The organism is Rhizobium sp. AP16 (assembly GCF_000281735.1).
Lineage (GTDB): Bacteria > Pseudomonadota > Alphaproteobacteria > Rhizobiales > Rhizobiaceae > Rhizobium > Rhizobium rhizogenes.
Map to the genome: position 1 here is coordinate 1 of NZ_AJVM01000066.1, position 26,402 is coordinate 26,402.

A 26,402-nucleotide genomic window follows, 5' to 3' on the forward strand; every position below is an offset into this window, starting at 1 on the left:
CCAGCCAGTTCGACGATCTGGATACCGGCAAGTTCTTCATGCGAGTGAGCTTCATCTCCGAGCAAGGTGTCGGACAGGAGGCGCTGGTCGAGGGTTTTAAGCCGATCGCTGCCAAGTTCGAGATGGAAGCCGAGATCCATGACACCCAGAAGCGCATGAAGGTGCTGTTGATGGTGTCGCGCTTCGGCCATTGTCTCAACGACCTGCTCTACCGCTGGAAGATCGGCGCACTGCCGATCGACATCGTCGGCGTCGTCTCCAACCATTTCGAATACCAGAAGGTGGTGGTCAACCACGACATCCCCTTCCACCATATTCCGGTGACCAAGGCCAACAAGCCGCAGGCGGAAGCAAGGATCATGGAGGTGGTCGAGCAGACCGGCACGGAGCTGATCGTGCTCGCCCGCTACATGCAGATCCTGTCTGACTCGATGTGCCAAAAGATGTCGGGGCGGATCATCAACATCCACCATTCGTTCCTGCCGAGCTTCAAGGGAGCAAACCCCTACAAGCAGGCCTATGAGCGCGGTGTAAAACTGATCGGGGCGACGGCGCACTACGTCACCGCCGATCTGGACGAGGGGCCGATCATCGAGCAGGACACGGCGCGCATCACGCATGCGCAGTCGGCGGACGATTACGTCTCGATCGGCCGGGATGTGGAGAGCCAGGTGCTGGCGCGCGCCATCCATGCCCATATCCACTACCGCACCTTCCTCAACGGCAACCGCACCATCGTCTTCCCGGCAAGCCCCGGAAGCTATGCATCCGAGAGGATGGGGTGAGGGATGACTGCGATGACTGCGGCAACCGTGATCGACGGCAAGCAGGTGGCGGCTTCGGTGATCGAGGCGGTGAAGACGGCAACGTCTGCGCTGGAGAGGGATGCAGGCGTGAAGGCCGGTCTTGCGGTGGTGATCGTCGGGGATGATCCAGCCAGCCACAGCTATGTGACTTCGAAGAGCAGGATGGCCAAGGAATGCGGCTTCAAGTCCATCCAGCACACGCTGCCGGCCGAGACGACGCAAGAGGAACTGGCAGATCTCGTCCAGTCGCTGAACGAAGACCCATCCATCCATGGCATCCTGGTGCAGCTGCCGCTGCCGAAGCATCTGAACTCGGAGCCGATCATCCAGTCGATCCGGCCTCAGAAGGATGTCGACGGACTGCATGTGGTCAATGCCGGCAAGCTTGCCACCGGCGATCTCGCCACGGGATTGATCTCCTGCACCCCGGCCGGTGCCATGCTTTTGGTGCGCCGCATCCACGGCGAGGACTTGTCGGGTCTGAACGCCGTGGTCATCGGCCGCTCCAACCTGTTCGGCAAGCCGATGGCGCAGCTTCTCCTCAACGCCAATGCGACGGTGACGACGGCACACTCAAGGACGAAGGACTTGGCCACGGTTGCCCGCACGGCGGATATTCTGGTGGCGGCCGTTGGCCAGCCGCAGATGGTCAAGGCCGACTGGATCAAGCCGGGCGCGACGGTGATCGATGTCGGGATCAACCGGATTGCGGCGCCTGAGCGCGGCGAGGGCAAGAGCAGGCTGGTTGGCGATGTCGCCTTTGCCGAAGCCTCCGACGTTGCTGCTGTGATCACACCGGTTCCCGGTGGTGTCGGGCCGATGACCATCGCCATGCTGATGGCCAATACCGTCATTGCCGCGTATCGGGCAGCCGGCAAGAGCGCGCCAAAGTTCTGACTGCGAATGTTGCCGGATAGGCCGACAAAAAACTTGAGGAGCGGCTTGCCACGGCGCGAAAGACGAATATAGTCAGGAAATAAATATTCCATAGAAGAAAATGAGGGAACGAAATGGCACTATCATGGCGTTTCTCCGCCTTGGCGGACCGGCATCGCGCTTTGGGATCGAAACTCGAGGACTGGAGCGGCATGGGAACCGCCTGGACCTATGAGAAGGACATGTCGGAAGAGCATGTCGCGATCCGCACCAAGGCCGGCATCATGGATGTTTCCGGCCTGAAGAAGGTGCATCTGGTCGGCCCGCATGCGATCGCCGTCCTCGACTCTATCACCACCCGCGACATGTCGAAGATCTATCCTGGTCGCTCGGTCTATGCGGCCATGCTGAACGATCGCGGCTACTTCACCGACGACTGCATCGTCTACCGCACCGGCCCGAATTCCTGGATGTTGGTTCACGGCTCCGGCTCCGGTCACGAGGAGCTCGTCAAGCAGGCAGCGGGCCGCAACTGCGCCGTCCTCTTCGATGACGACCTGCACGATCTGTCGCTGCAGGGACCGGTCGCGGTCGACTATCTAGCCAAATATGTGCCCGGCATCCGCGACCTCAAATATTTCCACCACATGCAGACGACGCTGTTCGGCGCGCCGGTGATGATCTCGCGCACCGGCTATACCGGCGAGCGCGGCTATGAGATTTTCGTGCGTGGCCAGGACGCTCCGATGGTCTGGGACCGCATCGTCGCGGAAGGCAAGGAGATGGGGATCATCCCCTGCTGCTTCAGCGTCCTCGACATGCTGCGCGTCGAAAGCTACCTGCTCTTCTATCCCTACGACAATTCGCAGATGTATCCCTTCGCCGACCAACCGCCCGGCGACAGCCTCTGGGAACTCGGTCTCGATTTCACCGTCAGCCCCGGCAAGACCGGCTTCCGGGGCGCCGAGGAACATGCTCGCCTCAAGGGCAAGGAACGCTTCAAGATCTTCGGCATGCTGATCGATGCCGACGGCCCGGCCGATCTCGGCGATGAGGTCTTTGCCGACGGCAAGAAAGTCGGCGTCATCACCTGCCCGTGCTATTCGGCGCTGACGAAAAAATCCATGGCGATCGCCCGCCTCGATGTCGACAAAGCGGTTCAGGGCACGAAGCTCGAGGTGCGCGGCAAGAGCTTGAAGGCAAGCGCGATTGCCCACACGCTGCCCTTCGATGATCCGGAAAAGAAGAAGAGGACGGCCGTGGGTTAAGGAGGCGCGCCTATGCTCGTCGAAGGCATCAAGAGCCGACCGGTCTACAAGGGCCTCTCCATCCAGCCGCACGCCCGGCGACACATTTTTGCGCTTGAAGGCGAGGGGGCGAACGCCCTCCTCGACCAGAAGTCCTCACTTGACGATACCGCCCTGTCGCGCAGCGAGATCCTTTATGTCGCCCGCGGTTCGCAGGGTAAGGGTCACGACGAGACCTTGCGCCGGCTCGGCGCCGATATGTTCTTTACAGCGCCGACGATAGCGACGCTGCTCTTTCGCCTGAAGGGGTCGCTTGCGACAGCCCATATGGGCACGCGGCTTTATATCGCCGGCACGGAGGGCTTCATTGGCCAGGCGATGATGGTGGCGCTCGACTACGGCATGGACCATGCCTCGATCGTCACGGAACATCGCGGTTCGCTGGCACGTCGCGTGCAGTGCGTCCATTGCAAGGGTATCACCGAGGATGTCACCCATAGTCCCTTTGCCTGCGGCCATTGCGGACTTCCACTCTTGGTGCGCGATCACTATTCGCGTCGCCTCGGCGCTTTCCAGGGCGTCAATATCGATGCGGAAGAGCCCGGCAGCGCGCCTGATCCAGAGGAGTTGTTCCTGTGAGTGGTGGTACCGAAATTCCCGTCCGCGTGGCGAAGGTGACGCCGATCGCCCACCGCATCAAGCGCTTCCGTTTCGAGCGCCTTGACGGCAAGCCCATGCCTTATTTTTCTGGCGGCGCCCATGTCATCGTTTCGATGAATGACGCTGGCCATATCAGGCGCAACGCCTATTCGCTGATGTCGCCGCCGCATGATTGCTCGGGCTATGAGGTCAGCGTGCTGCATGTCGAGGATTCGCGCGGCGGCTCCACCTTCATGCATGAGAAAGTCAGCGAAGGTGACGAGCTGAGGGTCAGCTATCCGGTCAATCTCTTCCAGCCGGACTGGCGCGGCCGCAAGCATCTGCTGATCGCCGGTGGCATCGGCATCACACCCTTCATCGCCATGATGGAGCAATTTTCCCGTGAGGGCGCCAATTTCGAGCTGCATTATGCGGTGCGCTCGCTCGATCGTGGCGCCTATTGCAAGGATCTCGTTGCGCGCTACGGCCCACATCGGGTGAAGATCTATTGCGACGCGGAAAAGAACTACATTCCGCTCGCCCGCCTGCTCGACAGCCAGCCGCTCGGCACACATCTCTATGTCTGCGGCCCCTCGGGCATGATCGACGGCGTGCTGAAAACGGGTCTTGAGGCTGGCTGGCCGGAACAGAACCTGCACTCCGAACGCTTCCTCTCCTCGCAGCCCGGCAAGCCCTTTTCGATCGAGCTGATGCGCTCCGGCAAGACCGTGCATGTCGGCCATCACGAGAGCATATTGGAAGCGGTCGAGGCGGCGGGCGTCGACGCACCTTTCCTCTGTCGCGGCGGTGCCTGCGGCCAGTGCGAGACGGCGGTTGCCGCCTGCGAGGGCAAGCTTCTGCACCACGACGTCTATCTGACTGACGAAGAAAAGGCCTCCGGCCGCAAGGTGATGATCTGTGTCTCCCGCTTCGAGGGAAACACGCTGCATCTCGACCTCTAGGCACCGAACCGATACCCAGGAGAACGGACATGGCAATCGCCTTCAAGCAGGAAACGTTCCGGGACGATTTCAGCTATCGCAACAGTCCGGAAAACATCCGGCGCTTTCCGTTCCCCTTCGACCGCGACGAGTACATGTATTCCGTCAACATGGAACCGCATGTGAAGGGGCAAGTTGGCACGGTCTATGAAAGCCTGATCGACGTCGACGAGCACTATGTCGCCGAAATGCGCGACCGGGCACTGGTGCTGAAGGAGGATCCGCTACGCTACCAGGCGCTGCCGCATATGATGTCGGCGCAGTGGGATACGCTGGAACTGCTGATGGAGGAACAGGCAGCCGGCTACCCCGAGCATTTCACGCTGATCAAGAACGGCGATCAATGGCGCTGGATCAACCGGCCGCTCGGCATCGACGACACATTCACTTTCGGCGACGCATCGACGCTGCCCTATGAGCCCTTCGAATATATCACCCGCCAGGCCCAGGGCGATTTCTGCATCGTCGACCAGCGCGACAACAATCTCTGGATGGACGCCGGCATGGTCACGACCCAGGCCGACTGGTCGCTCGATTTCGACATCGGCATGAATTTCATGGAATGGCACGGTCCGGTGCCGCTCGCTCACCAGATCGGCGTCTTCGACCGCGCGCTGAAATTCCTGTTGAACCTGCAGCAGGGCAAGCCGACGCGCCGGTTCAACTGGACGATGACGATCAACCCCCGCCTCGATACCAGCCCGGAGAACTATCCGAAATGGGGTCCGGACCGCCTGACAGTGACGCCGCAAAATGTCGGCGAGAAGGTGCATCTGCGTGTTGAGCTGCAGAGCCTCTGGCGCCTGCCGCGCTCGAACGCCATCCTCTTCGTCATCCGCTGCTATCTGATGAACATGGACGAGCTGGTGACCGTGCCGAAATGGGCGCGCCGCTTCCCGCGCGTGCTGCGCACGCTGCCGCCGGAGCTCATCGACTACAAGGGCCTGACGCGGTTCCGCGAAATGACGATCGACTGGCTTTCGAAATATGACGATGGGGCGCCGACCAGCCCGGGCACTTTTCCGGATTGACGCCTACGACGCGCCAAGACGACCGCATGCGATAAAAATTCGATACAATCGAAAGGGGAATGCTTCATGACAAGAGTTGCCGTCATCGGCGCCGGTCCTTCCGGCCTGGCCCAGTTGCGGGCCTTCCAGTCGGCGGCCCAGAAGGGCGCTGCGATCCCGGAGGTCGTCTGCTACGAAAAGCAGTCCGACTGGGGCGGGCTTTGGAATTATACTTGGCGCACTGGCCTCGACGAATATGGTGAACCGGTCCATGGCAGCATGTATCGCTACCTCTGGTCGAACGGCCCGAAGGAATGCCTGGAATTTGCCGACTATACGTTCGAGGAGCATTTCGGCAAGCCGATCGCCTCCTATCCGCCGCGTGCCGTGCTCTGGGACTATATCAAAGGCCGCGTCGAGAAGGCCGATGTCCGCAAATGGGTCCGCTTCAGCACGCCGGTTCGCATGGTGCGCTTCGACGAAGAGACAAAGAAGTTCACGGTGACGGCGCATGATCGTGTCGAGGACCGGATGTACGATGAGGAATTTGACTATGTCGTCGTCGCCAACGGTCACTTCTCGACGCCGAACGTGCCCTATTTCGAGGGCGTGAAGACCTTCAACGGCCGTGTGCTGCATGCCCATGACTTCCGCGATGCGCTGGAATTCAAGGACAAGAACGTGCTGATCGTCGGCCGCAGTTATTCGGCCGAAGATATCGGCTCGCAATGCTGGAAATACGGCGCGAAATCGGTGACGACGAGCTACCGCTCGAAGCCGATGGGCTTCAAGTGGCCGGAGAATTTCGAGGAGAGGCCGCTGCTGACCAAGCTTGAGAACAAGACGGCGCACTTCCTCGACGGCTCGAAAAAGGAAGTGGATGCGCTGATCCTGTGCACCGGATACCAGCACCATTTCCCCTTCCTGCCCGACGAACTGCGCCTGAAGACCGCCAACCGTCTCTGGGCCGATCACCTCTACAAGGGCGTGATCTACGACAAGAACCCGCATCTCTTCTACATCGGCATGCAGGACCAGTTCTACACCTTCAACATGTTCGACGTGCAGGCCTGGTGGGCGCGCGACGTCATGATGGGGCGTATCAAGCTGCCCACGGAAGAGGAGCTGAAGGCGAATTTCGACATGTGGCGCGCCCGCGAGGAGACGCTGGAGGATGCCGAGCAGATGATTTGGTATCAGGGCGACTATGTGAAGGAGCTGCTTGCCGAGACCGACTATCCGAGCTTCGACATTGAAGGCACCAACAAGACCTTCATGGAATGGGAGCACCATAAGGCAGAGAACGTCATGGGCTTCCGCGACCATGCCTACCGTTCGTTGATGACCGGCAACATGTCGCCGACGCATCATACGCCCTGGGTCGAGGCGCTTGACGATTCCATGGAGGAATATCTACGCAATTGATGCCCTCCCAAGCGTTGCGTAACCGGCAAGGGTCGTTCATCGCGACCCTTGCCGGCGTGTTTGAGAAGAGACGAAGCAATTTGATCCGCAACTCCTTTTTCTTCGGGCATGGTCGTCATGGATTTCCAAACAAGCATTCTCGGCCGCATGAACGGCTTTCTCTATCGCTGCCGCGCGGATGAAAATTATACAATGCTGGAGATGACCGACGGCATCGAGCGCGTCTTCGGCTATCCAGCAGATGAGATCATCGGTAACCGCACACGGACATTCACCTCCATCATGTGCGAAGACGACGTGCCGGTCATGGATGAGGTCGTCGGCAGGGCGCTGGAAAACCATACCGACTGGACGATGGAATATCGCATTCGCCACAACGAAGGCCATTTCATCTGGGTGACGGAGACCGGCGGCGGCGTATGGGACGAGGCTGGGGAACTGCTTTATCTCGAAGGCAGCATTATCAATATCGAGTCGCTCTATCAGCGCATCGACGAACAGACCGCCGACATGCGGGTGACGGCCTCCAAGACCGGCGAGATATTGCAGTCGCTACGCTATCTGAAACTGCTCGCCGTCAATGCCGGCATCGAAGCCGCGAGAGCCGGAACGGCGGGGTCCGGTTTTGCCGTGCTGGCCGCGGAAATGCGGACGCTTGCCAACTCCTCGGAAGAGGCGGCGCGCGCGATCTCGAATGCCCAGCGTAAGGCGGAGTAAGCGATAGGTTACGAACGCGGTCGCGTCTTCTGCGGGTCGTAATGCGATAGCGGCACGATGGTGGCCGGCAGACGCTTCTGATGGCCATCGAGCTTGCCGATCTCGACCTTCGTGCCGACACCCGCATGCTGAACGTCGATACGGGCGAGCGCGATGGTTTTGCCGAGGATCGGTGAACGCGTGGCGCTGGTGATGACGCCGACCTGCGCGCGGCCGATATGGATGCAGTCGCCATGGCCGACCGCTTCATTGGCCTGGACATCGAGGCCGACCATCAGATGGCGCGGGTTTTCCTTGCGGCGGATCAGCGCCTCGCGGCCGATGAAATCATCCTGCTTGGATTTCAGCGGCACGGTGAAACCGATGCCGGCCTCGAAGGGATCGGTCTGGTCGGTGAACTCGTGATGGGCGAAGATCAGGCCCGCCTCGATGCGGACCATATCCAGCGCTTCGAGCCCCATCGGTTTTAGCCCATATGGTTCCCCGGCCTTCCAGACGGCGTCGAAGACGGTGAGTGCATCCTTCGGATGACAGAAGATTTCATAGCCGAGTTCGCCGGTATAGCCCGTGCGCGAGACGACGACGGGTGCACCTTCGAAGCCGCCAATGCGGCCGACGGCGAAGCGGAACCATTCGAGCTCGCCGATCGTCGGCTGGCGCGGTGCCGTCCAGATGATCTCCTTCAGGATATCGCGGCTTTTCGGACCCTGGAGAGCGATATTGTGCATCTGGTCGGTGGATGAGCGGACCCATGCCTTGAAGCCCTTCTTCTCCGCCTGTTCGCGCAGCCAGATGCCGCTATAGTCGTCGCCGCCGATCCAGCGGAAATTCTTGTCGCCGAGACGGAAAAGCGTGCCGTCGTCGATCATCCCACCGTTTTCGTAACACATTGCGGAATAGACGACCTGGCCGGTCGAAAGCTTGCGGACGTCGCGTGTCAGGCAATATTGCAGCAATTCCTCGGCATCCGGTCCCGTCACCTCGAACTTGCGAAGCGGCGAAAGGTCGATGACGACCGCTCTTTCGCGGCAGGCCCAATATTCCTCGACCGGCCCTTCGGAGGAAAAGCGGTTCGGCAGCCAAAAGCCGCGATATTCGGTGTAGTCCCGCGTGAGAGCAGAGAGGCGGGGGTGGAACGCGGTTTCGCGCGTCAGTTCGGCGTCGGCTTCAGGGGTCATGCGATAGGCTACCGCTCGTGTGAATTTCTCTTTTCCGGAAAAGGTGCGGACGTGGATATCCGTCGGGTCCCAGCCGTTCGCCGCGTCGATGTCGTCGGGGCAGGAGGAGGAGACACAGACGAGATCGGTCAACGCCCGCATCAGCACATAGTCGCCCGGCCGCGACCAGGGCTCATCGAGATAGAGCTGATTATTGTGGTCGATATTGGTGTTGTAGAAATAGTTTAGCGCTTCCCATCCCTTGCGGCCGGCAATGCCGTAGGGCGCCAGCGCCGCGTTGAAATTGTCGGTGCAATTCACATGGCCGGGATAGCCCATGTCGTCGTAGTAGCGCGAATTGCAGGCGGTCGCGAAGGCATCGTGGCGACCGACCGTATCCTGGACGACCTCCACCAGCGGCTCGAAATCGCGGTCGAAGGCTTTCGACGGCAGGCCGGGCGCGGGATAGCTGCGGCCGAGCAGGGTGCGGGTGACGGTGGAATCGAGCGCGAGATCGAGCCCCTTGTCCACCTTGCGGGCGGCAAATGCCTGGAAGTCGGTGCATTGCCGGCCGTAGACGTCGATGATCTGGATAAACTCGCCGGCGCGGACGAAATAGGCAGACGCCGTCGCAGCCCTGATGCGGATATCCTCGATCGGGTCGGCCAGGGGCTCCGGCAGGGCGGAGGCATAGTCGCGAATGAGTTGGCTGCGCCGGATCCTAACTTCGATCGGCGTGACGGTTTCCTGTGCCTCCGGCGACATGGCGTCGCCCGGAGCGGCGACAATCAGCAGGCCTTTGAGCGCGATGGTGAATTCAGCCGTGCTGCCGGGCGTCGATGCTGCTCCGAAGAGGCTGACAGCGCCGGCCTTGGCGAGATCGGCACCACGCCGCTGCAAGACGGCGCGCGTGCGCTGGGCGCCTTCCTCCTCGGAGGACAGAATGGATTTGAGGCCATCCGCATGACCACTGAAAGCCGTACCGAGGCCTGCCGATTGAAACCGTCCTTTCTCGTCAAGGAAGGACAGCTCGCAGGCCTGCCCGCCTTCGCTGTCGGTTACGGTGATATGGTCGCCTGGCTCGACGCGCACGACCAGCGATCCGCCGCCCTTGCAGCGGTAGCGCTCGGTATTCGGCGGCAGCGCCGGAATGCCGGGATAGCGGATGATGCTGGCCGAAACGGGCCGCACTCCGGCAGTCGTCGGATGGAGATCTCGCATGCAGCCCTCTCGGGAAACGTTGTGCCTCCCGGCACTCGAATCATGCTGACAAAATGCCTTCCGAAAGTAAAGGGATATTGACTAAAAAGAAAATATCTTCACTATCTATAAAGGGCCTAGACTCGGAAATCCGTGCAGGAAACACGGATCTTCAAAACCACCGGCGGGCCTGAAATGCCATGGGAGGCACGTTCAGGGAGACGTACGACAGATACGTCCGGAACAATAAATGGGGAACTGCACCGATGACGGATATTGTGGACGCCAGCGCTCCTGCTGGCACCGAAGGTAAGCTTATACGCGCGCTCGACTGGAAGGGCGCGTTCTGGGTGGCTGCGGGCGTGCCGCCGCTTGTTCTTTTCTCCATCGGCGGTATTGCCGGCACGACGGGCAAGCTTGCCTTCGCCGTCTGGATCATTTCGATGGTCATGGGGTTCCTGCAATCCTTCACCTACGCGGAAATCGCCGGCATGTTCGGCAACAAGTCCGGGGGTGCCTCGGTTTACGGCGCGACCGCATGGCTGCGTTATTCGAAATTCATCGCGCCGCTTTCCGTCTGGTGCAACTGGTTTGCCTGGTCGCCGGTGCTTTCCCTCGGCTGCGCCATCGCGGCCGGTTATATTCTCAACGCCTTCTACCCGATCCCGGCGGCGGATTCGCAGGCTGTTGTCGCCTGGATCAGCGCTCATGCCACATCCATCGCGGCCGATAGCCCGCGCGTTGCCGAATACATCGCCGCCCATGCCGGCACCGCGCCGGCGGATGCCGTTACCGCGCTGCTCAGCGCCGACGGTGTTGCTGCACTAACGCCGGCGATCCGCAGCTGGTCGCTCATCAGCTTCAATATTCCGTTCCTTGCGACGGCCAACGTCAATGCCACCTTCTTCATCGGTGGCATCCTGATGCTGATCATCTTCGCGATCCAGCATCGCGGCATTTCGGAAACAGCAAGCGTTCAGAAATGGCTGGCGATCATCGTTCTCGTGCCGCTGCTGATCATCGGCCTCTATCCGATCGTTAGCGGCCAGATCGTCGCTTCCAACGTCACTGGCCTCGTGCCGCCGACAGCCGCCTATGCCGGCTCAGACGGCACCTGGAGCAATGGCGGCTGGACGCTCTTCCTCGGCGGCCTTTATATCGCGGCGTGGTCGACCTACGGCTTCGAAACAGCCGTCTGCTACACCCGTGAGCTCAAGAATCCGAAGACCGACACCTTCAAGGCGATCTTCTACTCCGGCCTCGTCTGCTGCCTGTTCTTCTTCCTCGTGCCCTTCGCCTTCCAGGGCGTGCTCGGTCATGCGGGCATGCTGGCGCCCGGGATCGTCGATGGCACCGGCGTTGCTGAAGCGCTCGGCGGCCTGATCGGCGCTGGCCGCATCGTCACCCAGCTGCTTGTCATCCTGATGATCCTGGCGCTCTTCCTGGCCATCATGACGGCGATGGCCGGTTCCTCGCGCACGCTCTACCAGGGCTCGAAGGACGGCTGGCTGCCGAAATATCTCGACCACGTCAACGAGAACGGCGCTCCGACCCGGGCAATGTGGACGGACTTCGCCTTCAACCTCTGCCTTCTTGCGATCGCCTCGGATGCAAGCGGCTACTTCTTCGTGCTGGCCGTCTCCAATGTCGGCTACATCATCTTCAACTTCTTGAACCTGAACTCCGGCTGGATTCACCGCATGGACTCCGGCCATATCGAGCGTCCGTGGAAGGCACCGACTTGGCTGATCGGCCTCAACACCATCCTCGCCTTCGTCAACGCCCTCTTCCTCGGCGCCGGCGCCAAGGTCTGGGGCTACGCTAACGCGCTTTGGGTCGGCTTCGCCTTTGCGGCGCTGATCCTGCCGGTCTTCGCCTATCGGCATTATGTGCGCGACGGCGGCAAGTTCCCGGCCGGCGCCATGGACGATCTCGGCCTGGTCGGCCAGGATCTCGGCGTCAAGAAGGCGGGCATCCTGCCCTACCTGGCAATCGCCGGCGGCCTTGCCATCGTGCTGTTCGCCAACTGGTTCTTCCAGCTGCCGGCGTAGGGCCGAACCAAGCGGTACCGACATTTCCCCTGCCGCGGCTGACGCGGCAGGGATTTATTTTGTTGGCAGTGCGCGCAGGCGCACTATGCGATATTGTTAGTTCTTGTTAGGGCTGTTATAAATAGACGATGAAAACCGAGCCAATGAGAACCCTCACTATCTCTCTCTCTCCTCAGCAGGTGGCCCGTTTGCACGATGCTGTTGAATCCGGAGCTTATGCCTCCAATAGCGAGGTGGTTCGGGATGCCCTGCGTTTATGGGAGCAGCGCGAAGAAATTCGTCTCTTGGAAATCAACCGTCTCAAGAGAGCATATGACGAGGGCATGGCAAGTGGCGAAGGCCGTGAGGTCGATGCCAAAACCCTTCTGGCGGAGTTGAAGGCGGAAATCCGTCGCGGTGGCTAAATACATTCTAAGCCCCAAGGCAGAGGAAGATCTGCGCCAGATATGGTGTACAATCGCGCCGGACAATGAACGGGCAGCGGATGCCCTTCTCACGCGGATTTTGGACAAGGCCGAGCTTGCGGCAGGACAGCCTCTCATGGGGTCTCGTCGGCCGGAATTGAGCCCCACAGCGCGAATCCTCATTGAGGGGCGTTATGTCGTCATCTACGAGCCGATGACTTACGGGATCTTTGTCGTTGCGGTCGTCTATGGGCCGCGCGACGTTGAAAACTGGTTGAGCTGAGACAGGCTCTAGTGCCTGATGTCGGGACTGAGAGCAAGTCTGCGCAGCTCGGAAAATTGCATCCTACCGATGTGCGGAAAGCACCGCCTCGCGCGACAGATACCCAACTCTGTCACCGCTCTCCCCCTTGACATCGAGACCCTGCAGGTCATCGGCAAGGATCAGCGCCAGGGCGTCATGAAGACTGGCGCTGGGGCTGATGGAGGCAGCGGAAACCTCAGTTGCGGGCGGCGCCATGACGCTTGCGACTTCGATCAGGCTCAGGCGCTTGATTGCCCGGTCCGGTCCGAGGAAGCTTTCCACGAAGTCGTTTGCGGGACGGGCAAGGATCGCTTCCGGCGTATCATATTGCAGCAGGCGGCCGTCGCGCATGATGGCGATGCGGTCGCCCATCTTGATCGCCTCGTCGATGTCGTGGGTGACGATGACCACCGTCTTGCTGACTTTTCTCAGAATCTGCCGGAATTCGTCCTGTAGCCGCACGCGGGTGATGGGATCGATCGCGCCGAAGGGCTCGTCCATCAGCATGATGGCGGGATCGGCGGCGAGCGCCCGGGCAAAGCCGACCCGCTGCCGCTGTCCGCCGGAAAGCTCGTGCGGCAGGCGGCGGCGCATGATCGCCGGATCGAGGCCGACCAGATCAAGAAGCTCGTCGATGCGGCGGTCCGTCCTTGCCTTGTCCCAGCCGAGCAGGCGCGGCACCGTCGCGACATTGCGCTCGATCGTCATATGCGGGAAAAGTCCGACCTGCTGGATGACGTAGCCGATGCTGCGGCGAAGCTGCTTCTGATCGGTCTCCGCCACATCCCGTCCATTGACCAGCACGCGGCCGCGCGTCGGCGTTTCCAGCCGGTTGATCATTCGCATGGTCGTCGTCTTGCCGCAGCCCGAGGGGCCGATCAGCGCGACGGTCGTGCCCGTTTCGATCTCAAGCTCGAGGGTGTCGACGGCGTGGCGCTCGCTTCCCTCATAGTTCTTGGTGACATGGTCGAGTCGTATCATGGCAATGGCCTTCCGCGGTCATCGTCTTTGAGTGAAAAATCGCTCCAGCCAGCCGAAGGTGAGTTCGGCGAGGATGGCGAGAAGGGCGATGGGAAGTGCGCCGACCAGCAGGCGCGGCATGTTCATGATGGCGATGCCGGCATTGATGAAATCACCTAGCCCGCCGCCGCCGATGAAGGAGGCAAGGGCCGCGCCGCCGATCACCTGGATGGCGCTGGTGCGAACGCCGGCGAGGATCGAGGGTACGGAAAGCGGCGCTTCGATCTGCCAGAGGATGTCACGGCGTCCCATGCCCATGCCGCTGGCGGCATCAAGAAGGGCGGGGTCGATTTCGCGGATGCCGACGATCGTGTTGAGCAGGAGCGGCGGCACCGCCAGCACGACAAGCGCGATGACCGAGGGCAGCAGCCCGATGCCGAGAAAGGGCATGGCCGCCGAGAGGATCGCCAGGCTTGGAATGGAGCGCAGCGAACCGGCTATGTTGACGGCGACGAAGGCGGCTCGTGGTATTCTGGCGACGAGGAAGCCAAGCGGGATCGCTATGACCAGTGCGATGCCGAGCGAGATCGCGCACATCAGCATGTGGCGGTTGAAGGCGCTGAAGAAAGTGCCGGGATTGCTGGCGATCCAGTGAAAGGCGTCGATCAGGATCATTCTGTCTACCACCCGCTGCGACGGCGGAGCATCTTTTCGATCGCTGCGAAGAGATAGTCGGTGAAAAGCGCCAGCGCCGAGGTGAGCAGGCCGCCGGCGAGGATCTTTTCCGGAAACCGCTGGTCGATGCCCTCGAAGATGATCACGCCGAGGCCGCCGGCATTGATATAGGCCGCAACGGTGGCAATGCCGATCACCGTAACCATGGCGATGCGGATACCGCCGACGATGAAGGGCATGGCGAGCGGCAGCTCGATCTCCCAGATGCGCCTGATGGTCCCGTATCCCATGCCGTGCGCGGCATCCAAGACGTCACGGGGGATGGCCTGGAAGCCGAGCCCGATATTGCGGATGAGGATCATCAGCGAATAGGCCGCAAGGCCGGTGATGGCGGGTGCCGCGCCGATGCCGAGGGTCGGAATGAGCAGGGCGAAAAGCGCAAGGCTCGGCACGGCGAAGAGGACGCCGGCCACGATGACGATGGCGCTGAAGGTGCGGGGCTTGCGCGCCGCCCATATGCCGACGATCAGCGAGATGATCAGCGCGATCCCGACGGACGAGAAGACGAGGTAGAGATGTTCCAGCAGGGCTTCGGCCAGCCGATCGATATTCTTCGGAACCCACTTCATCGGCAGGGTCCTTTGTTGGAGCGATGGCGGGCTTGTCTTGGTTTCACCATGACGCTCCCAGGGCTTCGTCGGTATCCCGCGCTCTTGCCGGCATCCGATCGTACGCCGCCATATCCGGCTCCGCGAAAGCGGCGAGGCCTAGCGAGGTAAGGATGGCTTGCCCTTCGTCGGTCCGATGCGCGTGAAGAAGCGCATGCTTGAGCGCCAGAACCGTGTCCGGCGGCAACTGCCGGGAGGCTACAAGCAGCGGGAAGGGTGCGGGCTTGGTCGTCGCGACGATGCGAAGCGGCGCGATCATCTCCGGCTCGTGCATGTCCAGCAGTTGATAGGCATAGGCATCGATCGCCCCAACATCGATCGTGCCGCTGCGGATCGCTTCCACGACGCCGCGCGGGTTGAGAAGCGGGCCGACCGTGTCGCGCACTTCTTTTGCATAGGGCTGTGTGGCGAGATATTCTCGCGGCGCATTATAGCCGGACTGCGAATCCCGCACCGTCCAGCCCCATCGCGCCTTTGCGAGATCGGCGTTTCCGAAGGCCGTGTCTCCGGCGGCGGCGATATGGCTCGCATAGACCGGCTGCCCGCCGGCCCAGTTCGCGAGCGAGATAGGGGCCACGAGCGGTATCGGCCGCTGTTCGGCGGCAAGCTTCGAGAAGGGGAAGCCGCACATGAAGACGACGCCCATATCCGGCCGCTCCCAGAGCGCGGAAAGAGGTGCGGGAGCAGCGTGGGGGATCACCTCGATCCTGATGCCGGATTGCGCACCGAGCCACGTAAAAAAGCCGTCCCAGAGCCCGCTTATCTTCGGGCTGAGATTATACATTCTCGAGCAGGCTACGGGCGGCGAGGCGGTCCTGGTCATTGCCGGTCACGCAAACCGCAGGCGCTGGCCGATATTCATCCGCTTGGCCTTGTCGACCATGGCCGCTCCGAGCGCGACATCGGTCGTGCTGAGGCCGCGATGCCAGAAGAGGATGGTTTCGTCGTCGCTCTCGCGGCCGGGCTTGGCGCCGCAAACGATCTGGCCGATTTCGGCATGCAGCGTCTCCGCCGTCACCTTGCCCTCGTCCACATGCCGGCGCAATGCGCCATAGGGCCGGCCGGGGCCGCACTGACCCCAATCGTCAACGACGACCTTGTCCATGATGTCGGTCAGATCGAATTCCAGCGCGCTCATCGTGCCGTAGGGAACGACGAAAGCGCCCTTCTTGACCCAGGAGGTTTTGAAGAGCGGCGTCGGTTCCGGCAGGCGGCTCGCCTCCACCATGATATCGGCGTCCTTCAGGCAGTCTTCCCAATTATCGGTAACGATGATCTTCTTGCCGAGATCCTGTTCCAGCCGGGTGGCGAAGGCGTCGCGGCTTTCGGGGCGGCGGGAATGGATGCGGATTTCCTCGAAATCGAAGAGATGGTCGAGCAGGCGCACATTCCAGTAGGCGGTGCCGCGCGCGCCGATATGGCCGAGCACCTTGCTGTCCTTGCGGGCCAGATGGCGGGCGCCGATGGCGGTGACGGCGCCGGTACGCATATCGGTGATCGCGGTGGCGTCGACGATCGCCTTCGGCACGCCGGTATGCGGATCGAAAAGGTTGAGCACCGCCAGTTCCGACGGCAGGCCCTGCTTGTAGTTGTCGACGAAATCGCCGACCACTTTGACGCCGGCATAGCCGAGCGATTTCACATAGCCGCGCAGCACGTTGAAATGCCCCTTGTCGGAGCTTTCGGGCACGAGATGCACGCGCGGCTCGATCACCGTCTCGCCGCGCCCCTGTGCATCCAGCGCCTTGCTGACGGCATCGAGGATTTCGTCATTGGTCAGCGCCAGTGCCTTGGCATCGATGGCGTTCAGATAGTCGATCCAGATTTCCTGCATTCCCGTTCTCCAGGATACCGCCGCTGGCGGTCACATCGATTGCTGCAAATTGCCGGCGATGGTGCCGGAAGGGAGCGCGGCGGGCTTAAAGTCCGTCGCGCTCCGAGACGATCAGGGAAGCAGACCCTTTTCCTTCAGGAAGGCTTCGGCCACGTCCTTGGGTTCCTCGTGGTCGTTCTCGACCTTGGCGTTAAGGACGCGCATCGTCGCATTGTCGAGATGGGAGCCGAGCGCTTCCAGCACGTCCTTCATTTTCGGATTGGCATCCAGTGCCTGCTGGCGGACGACGGGGGCGAGATAATAGGGCGGGAAGAGCCCCTTGTCGTCGTCAAGCGCGACCAGTCCCTTTGCGCCGATCTGCCAGTCGGTGGCGGCGCCATTGACGACGTCGATGTCTTTTTGGCCAAGCGCGTCATAACGCAGACCGAGCTTGGCGAACTGTTTGAATTCCTTGAATTCCGCGCTGTAGACGCGCTTCAGACCGGGCAAACCGTCTGCGCGGTCGGGAAATTCAGCGCCGCCGCCGAAGATCAACGTGCCCGATACCTTGGCAAGATCGGACAGCGTCTTCAGCTTGTCGGCATCGGCTGTTTCCTGGCGCACGACGATGACATAGCCATTGTTGATGCCGGTCGGCTTCAGCCAGGTGAGATTGAACTGCTTGGCGTAGAAATCCTTGACCTCATTATAGACCTTGCCCGGATCGGTGGACATCGTTCCCTTGACGACGGCGGAAAGCGCCGTGCCGGTATATTCGGGATAGAGGTCGATTGCGCCTGTGGTCAGCGCCTGTTGGGCAATCATCGTGCCGCCGAGATTGATCTTGCGCTCGACCTGGAAGCCGACCTTTTCGAGAAGAGCCGCGTACATTTCGGCGAGGATATATTGCTCGGTGAAATTCTTGCTGCCGACCTTGATGGGCTCCGCTGCGGCGGCGGGCTGGAAGGCGGAGGTGACCATCACAGCGGCTGCGATGGCGGACAGGATCGATAATTTCATCTTCATTCCCCTCTGGTTAAATGCGGTGGATCAATATTGATGCTGCAGCAAAATCAGTTTTGGTTTTTTCAATTCCCGCCCCGTCAGGCGGAGTTCCGGATCAGTTCGGATATGCGTTGGAAGTCCGGACCCTGGGCGCGATCCTCGCTGAGCGGTGGCACCTGTTCGCGAATTTGCCGATAGACATCCCGCGTACCTGTCCCAAGTTCGTTTCCCACGCCGCGCAGCTCCACGGCCTGGGCGGAGGCGATCAGCTCGATGGCAACGAGATAGCGTAGCCGCTCGATGATCGCTTCGGTCTTTGCAAGGACGCTCGGCGCCATCGATGCCTGATCCTCGACGCCGTCAGCCACCGGTATGGGCGTGAGCGAGATCGGCGCGGCGAAATGGCGAATTTCCGCCTCGAGCGCCGAGACGGTTTTCTGGACCGTGGCAAACCCGGTGCGGCTCTGGCCAAGCGGCGTCAGGAAGCGCGGCAGGTCCGACATGCCGGCCGACATGATCTTCATCGTGCGATAGGCGGTCCCCGCGGCGCAATGCGCCAGTGCCTGACCGAGCCGTTCCCATGCCAGCACGAAGGCGGTCATGTCGAAATTGCCGTGCGACAGCATCAGGCCTTCGTCGATCAGCACGACGGGATTGTCGCCGGAGCTGGCAATCTCGATCTCCGTTATCTGACGCGACTCGTCGATCGCATGGAGGAGGGCGCCCGAGACCTGCGGCGCGCAGCGGTAGCTCAAGGGATCCTGCAGCCGCCGCGCCGCGCCATCGGCCAGCAGGGAGCTTCCGGTCAGCAGATCACGAAGCCGAGCGGCCGCCTCGCGCTGGCCGAAGGCCGGCCGTGCCGCCAGCGCCCGGTCATCGAAGGCGGTCACATTGGCGCGGAAAGCCTCGAAATTCAGAGCGACGGCGGCAAGCGACCAGGTGAACAGCTGTTCGATATCTTCAAGGCAGAGGCAGGCCTTGCCGACGGACAGGCTGTTGGCGACGACGATCGCGTGCCCGTCCTTCGGCGCAAGACGAAGCGGTTCGAGCCCGGCTGTCATCAGCGCCTCGCCGGCTGCCATGACAGCGCCACCGATTTCCGCTTCGCCGTCGCCCAGAAGCGCTCTGCCCATATGCGCCAGCGGCGCAAGGTCGGCGGCACCGATCGAGCCGAGAGAGGGCACGACCGGATGGAAACCGGCATTCAATGCCGCGACGAGACCCGAAAATACCGGCAGCGACACGCCGGAGCCGCCAGCCGCCATTCCGGCGATCCGGACGGCCATCATTGCGCGCACGACGTCTCTCGGAAGGGGAGCCCCGACGCCGACGGCCCGCGCTTGCGGTACGCGCAGCTGGAAGGCCACGAGATCGTCGGTCGCCAGGCGTGTATCGACGCCCGCGCCGAGCCCGGTCGTCAGGCCGTAGACGGGCACATCGGATGCCGTGTAGCGATCGACGATGGCGCGCGCGGCAAGGATCTTGTGTTCGACATCGGAGGAAATCGTCACCCGGGCATTCCGCCTCGCAATGGCGGCGATGTCGCTCACCGTCGGAGCTGCTCCCGTGAAGGAGACGATGTTGCCGGCGGTGGTCATCCCTGCCTGCCCTCCAGAAGAGCGAGCGGCTTTGCCCGTCCCTTGCCGGAGCGCGCTTCCAGCCGGTACTTGTCGCCGGGATAGGAGAGCAGGGCGCAGGTGACGACGGCATCGCCGGACCATGTGCGGCGGAAGACCCTGAGGCAAGGCTGATCTGGCTTCATGCCCAGCAGTTTCCTCACCGTTGCATCCGGCTTCATCGCCTCGACGAAATGCTCGAATTCGGTGATCGGTGCCACCCGGGTCAGATATTCGTTCGGAGTGATCTCGTTGAAATCATTGGTGAGATAATCGGGTGCCACGACCGGATTGACATAGCGTTCCTCGACCTGGATCGGCTGATTGTCTTCCAGATGCACGATCAGCGTATGCATGACTTCGATACCGGGCTCGAGATCGAGCGACTGGGCGACGCTGGCGTCCGCCTTGATGCGGTCGGCAATCAGCACCTTGGCGGTATGGCGATGGCCGCGGCTGGAAATCTCCTCGGCGATGTTCTTGATCTGCAGCAGATCGATATCGTGACGCTGCGAGGAAACAAAGGTGCCGAGGCCAGCGGAGCGCGTCAGCACGCCTTCGAACATCAGTTCGCGCAGTGCTCGGTTGGCGGTCATGCGGCTGACGCCGAAGGACGAGACCAGCTCGCTTTCGGAAAAGACACGATCGCCCGGCTTGAGCGTGCCTTCGGCGATCAAACCCATGATCTTTTCCTTGATGCGCAGATAATGCGGCGCATCGCCCGCCGGTTTGGGTTTCGGTCCAGTCATGCCAACCTCGCAGTTCCATAATCGAGCGCCGTGACAGCACGTGCGGGCACTCGAGCCCGGAAGCGTATGTCTTGGCTTTCTCGCCAAATATCGAATTCCAGCCGGTCGCCGGGAAAGACGACGGCGGTGAAGCGGGCGGCGATGAAGCCGACATCCGCGATGTCATTCGTGCCCAAAGTTTTCCCGATCGCATAGCCCGCATGGCCGAAAGTGCACAGACCATGCAGGATCGGGCGCTTGAAGCCCGCCAGGGCCGCATAGTCCGGATCGGAATGAAGCGGGTTGAGATCGCCGTTCAAGCGGTAGAGAAGAGCGGCATCCTCGGGCACGACGATTACCAGGTTCGCATCCGGCTTGCGGTCGGGCAGGGGCGCCAGCGGTTCCGGCGGCGTTCCCGCCGATCCGCATCCGCCGTCGTCGCGACAGGCATTCGTCTGCACGATGGTTGCGACCGGCGTCTCCTCCGCTTGGGTGAGGATCGTTCGCTCGAACGTCGCGAACATGCCTTTTTCCGGCCCGCGATCCACGACCGACAGCATGCGTGAGCGCGATTTGAGCGGGATGTCGAAGGGAAGCGGACGATGGATCGTCAGCCGATGCTCGGAGTGAACGAGGCGCTGCCAGTTGACGCCCGCGTCCTTCATCCAGGAGCCGGCATGGGCAACGACGTTGGCGAGCGTCGGCGTGGGGCGCAGATCATGCTCCTGCAGCCGCTGCAGATGCGCCGGATCGAGAGGGGCGGCGCCATAGCCGACGGTCAGCGCGTAGAGAATGGCGTCGCGCGCTGTTACCGTCTGCCGGGCTTCCGGAATGGGAAAATCCATGAGCGCTTGCAGCGAGACGGTCATGGTCACGCTCCCGACTTGGCGGTAGGTTTGCGCACGCCGCCCGCTAGGCGAATGCCGCCATCGACGGAGAGCAATTCGCCGGTGACGAACTCCGCTCCTTCGATCAGCCAGACGACCGCGCCGGCGACATCGTCGGGCGTTGCGACACGTCCGAGCGGTGCTGTGCCGGAAAAGCGCGCGGCGAGCGCGTCATAGGCGTCGGTTCCCAGCGTCTGGCGCATCCAGCGGGTATCGATGACGCCGGGGCAGACGGCGTTGACGCGGATCTCCGGGCCGCAGGTGCGGGCAAGCGCCATGGTCAGCGCGTTGAGCGCGCCCTTGGAGGCGGTATAGGCAAGCGAGGTGCCGCCACCGGTAAAGGCGACATTCGAGGAGACGTTGACGATCGCGCCGGCGCCGGTTGCGCGCATGGCCGGAATGGCGGCGCGGCACATCTGGTAGGCGCCGACAACATTGACGCCGAACACCTTCTGGAAATCTTCGGCCGAAAGCGTTTCGAGGTCGAAGGGATCGGATTTGACGGTGACGGCGGCGTTGTTGACCAGCGCATCAAGCCGGCCCCAGCGCTCCACGGCCTTGGCCACCATCGCGCGGCAGGCGGCATCGTCCGATACGTCGGCCTGAACGACTTCGACCTCGGTGCCGAGCGCCTTGCAGGCGGCGGCCGTTTCTTCTGCCTCGTCGCGGCTGCGGCTGTAGTTGACGACGACCCTTGCGCCCTTTTCGGCAAACATGCGGACACAGGCAGCGCCGACGCCGGTCGCCGATCCCGTGACGATGACGACGGAGCCATCAATCTTCATGGCCGGAATCCTTCATGGCGGATGGACGGAAGAGGCGGGTGTCCATCTGTCCGAGCTTGTCGGCGATGGCAACGCCCGACGGCAGACGGTCGATGACATGCGCTTTCGCATCGATGCCGGGCGCGATCTCCGTCAGTGTCAGCCGGCTGTCGATGACGTGAAAAACGGCGCGTTCGGTGATGACGATCTGCTTCTGGCCTTGCGGAGCGGCACCGGGATCGGAGCTTACTTGCGCCACCTTCTCGACGATCTTGCAGGAACGGCCGTCCGCCATGATCGAGAGCTTCCCATCCTCGACCCGGATATCGGCGCCGCCATGTGAGAACGAGCCCATATAGACGACGGTGCCGGCGGTCTGGGAAATATTGGTGAAGCCGCCGACGCCGACGATGGACTTGCCGAAGCGGCTGACATTCACCGCGCCGCGAACATCAACCTCCGCCATCCCTAGGAAAGCGACATCGAGGCCACCGCCGTCGTAAAAATCGAACTGGGAAGCCTGCGCAATGATGGCGCTCGGATTGACCGCCGCGCCGAAGGAAAGCTCCTCCGCCGGAATGCCGCCGATGACGCCGGATTCGATGGTGACGGTATAGTCGTCATAGGCTTCTTCGCTGGCGATGCGGCCGATCCCCGCCGCGATGCCGATGCCGAGATTGATCGTTGCTCGGCTGTGGCTGAGAAGTTCCTGGAAGGCGCGGCGCTGGATCACCTTGTCGACGGAAAGCGACAGCGGTGGCAATTGGCCGGTTGCGGCCCGGAAGCGGCCGGTATAGGCGATATTATCGGTTTCGCCGAAGCTGACACCATGCTGGGCGGGATCGTCGCAGACCACGACATAGTCCACCAGCATGCCCGGAATGCGTACATCGGCGGCGCGTAGCGAGCCGCGTTCGGCGATGCGCTTGACCTGGACGATAACGATGCCGCCAGAATTCCGGCCGGCCTGCGCCATGGCGAGAACATCGACCGGAAAGGCTTCGTCCTCCATCGTGATATTACCGTCCTCGTCGGCGGTCGTGCCGCGCAGAAGAACGCAATCGAGCGGCATCGAGGGATAGAGCAGCCAGTCGCGGCCGCGCAAGGTAACCCGCTCCACCAGTTCCGTCGTCGTGCTCTCGTTCAGCCGGCCGCCGCCATGCAGCGGGTCCATGAAGGAGCCGAGGCCGATATGGGTGATGACACCGGGTTGGCCGCTGGCGATGGCGCGATAGAGCTGGGCGATCACGCCCTGCGGCCAGCAATAGGCATCGATCTTTTCTGCCAGTGCGAGTTCGCCGAGCCGCGGAGTGCCGCGCCAGCCGCCGGCGATGACGCGCTTGACGAGGCCTTCATATCCGAAATGGCCCATGCCGCGCGTCTTGCGGTCGCCGGCGCTGGCGGCAAACAGGAGCGTAAGATCACGGGGAGTGCCTTCCGCCAGGTAACGCTCCTCGACGGCGGCTGAAATGGCCTCGGGATGGCAGCATCCTCCAAAAGCGGAAGCGGCGACGGTCATGCCGTCTTTCAAAAGAGCCGCCGCTTCATTCGAAGTGATGATCTGCATAAACGCATCCATTTAAGGGTTGGCTGTATATACAGGCATAGCGAATGAGCGTTTGCAAGGCAATAATCGATGCTGATTAAAAAATTAGCAGTTGATCGCGAAAACCGGCGTGGCGCGCCGTTTTCTGGAGCTCGCGGGCTGGGGCTTTACCCTTGCATATGTCGTTACTAATCAAATCGATGGTTTTTATCAAGTTGTAAGGCTGAGGATTTCAGGTCCGGCAATGCGGCGCGGTGTTCAGCGCGCGTTCGCAACGCGAGACATTTAAATGCAGGTTTTTGCATATTAAATGGGCAGGCCACTAGTCCGGCTAAAATTTTTGCCATCCCAGTTGCGCGGCCATTGGTTTCGTGTAACCTGTATATACAGGTGGAACAAGAATGGGTGAGCCAGGTTGATCACTTTCGAAAATGTGACGAAGCGCTATCACGGCGATGTTGTGGCGGTGAACGAACTGTCGTTCACGGCGCCGACCGGTAAATTGACGGTGCTTGTCGGCCCGTCCGGGTGTGGCAAGACGACATCGCTGCGCATGATCAATCGTCTCGTGGCTCCGAGCTCGGGAACGATCCGGCTGGGCGACGAGCCGACGTCGCGGATGGACGAAGCGGTGCTTCGGCGTCGGATCGGCTATGTCATTCAGCATGCCGGCCTCTTCCCGCACCGGACGATCATCGACAATGTCGCGACGACCGCCAGGCTGAACGGCACGCCGAAAAAGCAGGCCCGCGCGATCGCGCTGGAATTGCTCGAGCGTGTCGGTCTTTCGGAAAGCTTTGCGGATCGCTATCCTTGGCAGCTTTCGGGCGGCCAGCAGCAGCGCGTCGGCGTGGCGCGCGCGCTCGCCTCCAACCCCAAATTCATGCTGATGGACGAGCCCTTCAGTGCGGTCGATCCCATTGTCCGCACGCAGCTGCAGGACGAGTTCCTGCGTCTTCAACGAGAGATGGGCAAGACCATCATCATGGTCACCCATGATATCGACGAGGCGCTTAAGCTTGGCGATCAGGTCGCGGTCCTGCGCGTCGGCGGCGAGCTTGCGCAGATCGCGACGCCACAGGAGTTGCTGACGAAACCGGCCGATGCCTTCGTCGCCAATTTCGTCGGCCGCGACCGGGGTTATCGTTTCCTGGGCTTCGTCGGCGCCAATGGCCGGCTATCTGTCAAGACCGAGCCGACCGTGCGGCTCGGCGATGCGCCGGAAGCAGCGCGAGGCGCCGCCAAGGATCGCTGGCTGCTGGTCACCAACGAGCGCGGAGAGCCGCTTGGCTGGACGGAACCGGCAAGCCTCAAGGGGCCAATCCGGATGGGCGACCTCAATCTTAGCGGCACGCTCGCCTCGGCCGACGGCTCACTGCGACAGCTTCTCGATGCGGCTTTGAGCTCGCCAAGCCGGCGCGGCGTCGTCGTCGACGACAAGGGTCAGCTGATGGGCTGCATCGGGGTCGCGGATCTGGTTACGCTGCTGGACGGATCGGAAGATCCGGTGGCTCCGGTGAAGGGAGCGGACCATGCGGTTTGACTGGCTGCTGCGCGAGTCCGGGAATATTGCCAACCTGTTCTGGTGGCATGTCGGCCTTTCCGTCATTCCCGTTATCGCCGCTCTCATCCTTTCGCTGCCGCTTGGATGGCTGGCGCATAAGAGCGGGCTGTTCAAGTCGGCGATCCTCGGGGTCGCGGGCCTGCTCTACACCATCCCGTCGCTCGCGCTCTTCGTCCTTCTGCCTCTGGTGCTCCACACGAAAATCCTCGATCCGCTCAATGTGGTCGTGGCATTGACGGTCTATTCGCTGGCCCTGCTTGTACGCACCGTCAGTGATGGCCTCGGCGCCGTGCCCCCGGATACGCTGCAGGCCGCCACCGCCATGGGATATCGGTCCCTACAGCGATTTTTCCTGGTCGAGCTACCCATCGCCGTGCCGGTCATCGCGGCGGGTCTGCGTGTGGCGCTCGTCTCCAATGTCAGCATCGTTTCCGTCGCTGCCTTGATCGGGACACCGCAGCTTGGGCTGTTGTTCACGCAAGGTCTTCAACTCCGGTTCGTCACGCCGCTGATCGCCGGCATCGTGCTCTGCCTGCTGCTGGCTGTCGTCCTCGATGGTCTCGTCATCCTGCTCAATCGCTGGCTGACGCCCTGGCGGCCGAGAAAGGTGTGAGCTCATGATCGAATGGTTTCTCAATCCAGCGCAGTGGCAAGGCTCGGAAGGCATCCCGAACCTTCTCGCCCAGCACCTGGAATACAGCTTCATCTCGCTTTTCATTGCGGCGCTCATCGGCCTGCCTGCCGGCCTCTATGTCGGGCATACCGGCAAGGGGACCTTCCTGATCGCCGGCCTTGCCAATGCCACGCGCGCCTTGCCGAGCCTCGGCCTGATCGTCCTGCTTGTCATCCTCGTCGGGCCCTATTTCAAATCGGACCTGGCCTATCTGGTGCCGAGCATCGCCGTCCTGGTGCTGATTGCGGTGCCGCCGATCATGATGGGTGCCTATTCCGGAATCACCTCGGTGGATCCGGCTGCCGTCGATGCGGCCAGGGGCATGGGTTACCGGCCGCTCGCCTTGCTGCTCACCGTCGAGCTTCCCTGTGCATTGCCGCTGATCTTTTCGGGCTTCCGCAGCGCGGCCTTGCAGGTGATTTCGACAGCGACAATCGCCGCCTACGTCTCGCTTGGCGGCCTCGGCCGGCTCATCATCGATGGCCGTGCCCAAAACGACTATATGCAGATGGCCGCCGGCGCCGTTCTCGTGGGTGTTCTCGCCCTGATCGTCGACCTGTTCTTTGGCCTCGCATCCAGGATCGCAGTCTCGCCCGGCTTGACGCGCCGGACTGTGAAGGGCGCCGCCACCCGGCGCCAGCTTGCAAACGGAAAATAACGGAACAG

General features: G+C 61.9%; 26 protein-coding genes. 14 read left to right on the forward strand and 12 right to left on the reverse strand.

The annotated features are described in order from the left end of the window. From purU to PMI03_RS20660, 8 genes are all read left to right on the forward strand, one after another. The coding region (gene purU / locus PMI03_RS20625; RefSeq protein WP_007697316.1) for a formyltetrahydrofolate deformylase at positions 1-785 on the forward strand (785 nt) is incomplete at its 5' end. Between the two features lie 12 nt (positions 786-797). Beyond that, positions 798-1,703: a bifunctional methylenetetrahydrofolate dehydrogenase/methenyltetrahydrofolate cyclohydrolase FolD gene (gene folD, locus PMI03_RS20630; RefSeq protein ID WP_007697318.1), complete on the forward strand. Its 906-nt coding sequence runs from the start codon at positions 798-800 to the stop codon at positions 1,701-1,703. Positions 1,704-1,816: 113 nt separating this feature from the next. Then, a complete protein-coding gene (locus PMI03_RS20635) occupies positions 1,817-2,950 on the forward strand; it encodes an aminomethyltransferase family protein (RefSeq protein ID WP_007697319.1) in 1,134 nt (377 codons plus the stop codon). A gap of 12 nt (positions 2,951-2,962) precedes the next feature. Next, positions 2,963-3,568, forward strand: a complete 606-nt coding sequence (locus tag PMI03_RS20640; RefSeq protein ID WP_007697320.1) for a dimethylamine monooxygenase subunit DmmA family protein — start codon at positions 2,963-2,965, stop codon at positions 3,566-3,568. Next, positions 3,565-4,530 (forward strand): PDR/VanB family oxidoreductase, encoded by a 966-nt coding sequence (locus PMI03_RS20645; protein WP_007697321.1) that lies wholly within the window; start codon positions 3,565-3,567, stop codon positions 4,528-4,530. The genes PMI03_RS20640 and PMI03_RS20645 overlap by 4 nt, the downstream gene beginning before the upstream one ends. A gap of 29 nt (positions 4,531-4,559) precedes the next feature. Then, entirely contained in the window at positions 4,560-5,600 is a 1,041-nt protein-coding gene (locus tag PMI03_RS20650) for a DUF3445 domain-containing protein (protein ID WP_007697322.1), read from the forward strand. A gap of 66 nt (positions 5,601-5,666) precedes the next feature. Beyond that, the gene (locus PMI03_RS20655) at positions 5,667-7,004 is read left to right on the forward strand and encodes an NAD(P)-binding domain-containing protein (protein WP_007697332.1); all 1,338 of its coding nucleotides are present in this window, start codon (positions 5,667-5,669) and stop codon (positions 7,002-7,004) included. Positions 7,005-7,121: 117 nt separating this feature from the next. After that, entirely contained in the window at positions 7,122-7,721 is a 600-nt protein-coding gene (locus PMI03_RS20660; protein WP_039974452.1) for a PAS domain-containing protein, read from the forward strand. Between the two features lie 8 nt (positions 7,722-7,729). Here the strand turns inward: PMI03_RS20660 and PMI03_RS20665 are convergent, their stop codons facing one another. Further along, positions 7,730-10,099 carry a DUF1989 domain-containing protein gene (locus PMI03_RS20665; RefSeq protein ID WP_007697337.1) on the reverse strand — a complete coding sequence of 790 codons (2,370 nt, stop codon included), beginning with the start codon at positions 10,097-10,099 and terminating at the stop codon, positions 7,730-7,732. A gap of 245 nt (positions 10,100-10,344) precedes the next feature. Between PMI03_RS20665 and PMI03_RS20670 the strand changes: the two genes are divergently transcribed. The 3 genes from PMI03_RS20670 to PMI03_RS20680 all read left to right on the forward strand — a co-directional run bounded on the left by PMI03_RS20670 (position 10,345) and on the right by PMI03_RS20680 (position 12,816). Further along, positions 10,345-12,129: an APC family permease gene (locus PMI03_RS20670; RefSeq protein ID WP_007697340.1), complete on the forward strand. Its 1,785-nt coding sequence runs from the start codon at positions 10,345-10,347 to the stop codon at positions 12,127-12,129. Between the two features lie 143 nt (positions 12,130-12,272). Beyond that, positions 12,273-12,533 (forward strand): type II toxin-antitoxin system ParD family antitoxin, encoded by a 261-nt coding sequence (locus tag PMI03_RS20675; RefSeq protein ID WP_007697343.1) that lies wholly within the window; start codon positions 12,273-12,275, stop codon positions 12,531-12,533. Further along, complete coding sequence (locus PMI03_RS20680; RefSeq protein ID WP_039974438.1) at positions 12,526-12,816, forward strand: type II toxin-antitoxin system RelE/ParE family toxin; 291 nt, start codon at positions 12,526-12,528, stop codon at positions 12,814-12,816. The genes PMI03_RS20675 and PMI03_RS20680 overlap by 8 nt, the downstream gene beginning before the upstream one ends. A 63-nt stretch (positions 12,817-12,879) precedes the next feature. Here PMI03_RS20680 and PMI03_RS20685 read toward each other — a convergent pair whose 3' ends face one another. The 11 genes from PMI03_RS20685 to PMI03_RS20735 form a co-directional block, all read right to left on the reverse strand. Further along, on the reverse strand, positions 12,880-13,818 hold the full coding sequence (locus tag PMI03_RS20685; RefSeq protein WP_007697347.1) for an ABC transporter ATP-binding protein: 939 nt from the start codon (positions 13,816-13,818) through the stop codon (positions 12,880-12,882). 18 nt (positions 13,819-13,836) lie between these two features. After that, positions 13,837-14,472 (reverse strand): ABC transporter permease, encoded by a 636-nt coding sequence (locus PMI03_RS20690; RefSeq protein WP_007697353.1) that lies wholly within the window; start codon positions 14,470-14,472, stop codon positions 13,837-13,839. Positions 14,473-14,477: 5 nt separating this feature from the next. Continuing rightward, the gene (locus PMI03_RS20695; RefSeq protein ID WP_007697356.1) at positions 14,478-15,101 is read right to left on the reverse strand and encodes an ABC transporter permease; all 624 of its coding nucleotides are present in this window, start codon (positions 15,099-15,101) and stop codon (positions 14,478-14,480) included. 43 nt (positions 15,102-15,144) lie between these two features. Further along, a complete protein-coding gene (locus PMI03_RS20700) occupies positions 15,145-15,924 on the reverse strand; it encodes a phosphate/phosphite/phosphonate ABC transporter substrate-binding protein (protein ID WP_007697359.1) in 780 nt (259 codons plus the stop codon). A 45-nt stretch (positions 15,925-15,969) separates the two neighbouring features. Next, on the reverse strand, positions 15,970-16,974 hold the full coding sequence (locus PMI03_RS20705; protein ID WP_007697361.1) for an ornithine cyclodeaminase family protein: 1,005 nt from the start codon (positions 16,972-16,974) through the stop codon (positions 15,970-15,972). A gap of 111 nt (positions 16,975-17,085) precedes the next feature. Then, positions 17,086-17,934, reverse strand: a complete 849-nt coding sequence (locus tag PMI03_RS20710) for a glycine betaine ABC transporter substrate-binding protein (protein WP_409033804.1) — start codon at positions 17,932-17,934, stop codon at positions 17,086-17,088. A 122-nt stretch (positions 17,935-18,056) separates the two neighbouring features. Then, the gene (gene hutH / locus PMI03_RS20715; RefSeq protein WP_007697366.1) at positions 18,057-19,556 is read right to left on the reverse strand and encodes a histidine ammonia-lyase; all 1,500 of its coding nucleotides are present in this window, start codon (positions 19,554-19,556) and stop codon (positions 18,057-18,059) included. Next, entirely contained in the window at positions 19,553-20,323 is a 771-nt protein-coding gene (hutC, locus tag PMI03_RS20720) for a histidine utilization repressor (RefSeq protein WP_007697368.1), read from the reverse strand. The genes hutH and hutC overlap by 4 nt, the downstream gene beginning before the upstream one ends. Next, positions 20,320-21,171 carry a MaoC family dehydratase gene (locus tag PMI03_RS20725; RefSeq protein ID WP_007697371.1) on the reverse strand — a complete coding sequence of 284 codons (852 nt, stop codon included), beginning with the start codon at positions 21,169-21,171 and terminating at the stop codon, positions 20,320-20,322. Before PMI03_RS20725 ends, hutC begins: the two co-directional genes overlap by 4 nt. A 2-nt stretch (positions 21,172-21,173) precedes the next feature. Then, entirely contained in the window at positions 21,174-21,974 is an 801-nt protein-coding gene (locus PMI03_RS20730) for an SDR family NAD(P)-dependent oxidoreductase (protein ID WP_007697374.1), read from the reverse strand. Further along, positions 21,964-23,520 (reverse strand): acyl CoA:acetate/3-ketoacid CoA transferase, encoded by a 1,557-nt coding sequence (locus tag PMI03_RS20735; protein WP_007697378.1) that lies wholly within the window; start codon positions 23,518-23,520, stop codon positions 21,964-21,966. The genes PMI03_RS20730 and PMI03_RS20735 overlap by 11 nt, the downstream gene beginning before the upstream one ends. 394 nt (positions 23,521-23,914) lie before the next feature. Here PMI03_RS20735 and PMI03_RS20740 point away from each other — a divergent pair, with 394 nt between their 5' ends. The 3 genes from PMI03_RS20740 to PMI03_RS20750 are packed head-to-tail and all read left to right on the forward strand — an operon-like array spanning position 23,915 to position 26,394. Continuing rightward, positions 23,915-25,042: an ABC transporter ATP-binding protein gene (locus PMI03_RS20740; RefSeq protein ID WP_007697381.1), complete on the forward strand. Its 1,128-nt coding sequence runs from the start codon at positions 23,915-23,917 to the stop codon at positions 25,040-25,042. After that, positions 25,032-25,676: an ABC transporter permease gene (locus tag PMI03_RS20745; protein WP_007697385.1), complete on the forward strand. Its 645-nt coding sequence runs from the start codon at positions 25,032-25,034 to the stop codon at positions 25,674-25,676. Before PMI03_RS20740 ends, PMI03_RS20745 begins: the two co-directional genes overlap by 11 nt. Before the next feature lie 4 nt (positions 25,677-25,680). Beyond that, positions 25,681-26,394, forward strand: coding sequence for an ABC transporter permease (locus PMI03_RS20750; protein WP_007697389.1), 714 nt, complete (start codon positions 25,681-25,683; stop codon positions 26,392-26,394). Positions 26,395-26,402 lie beyond the last annotated feature (8 nt).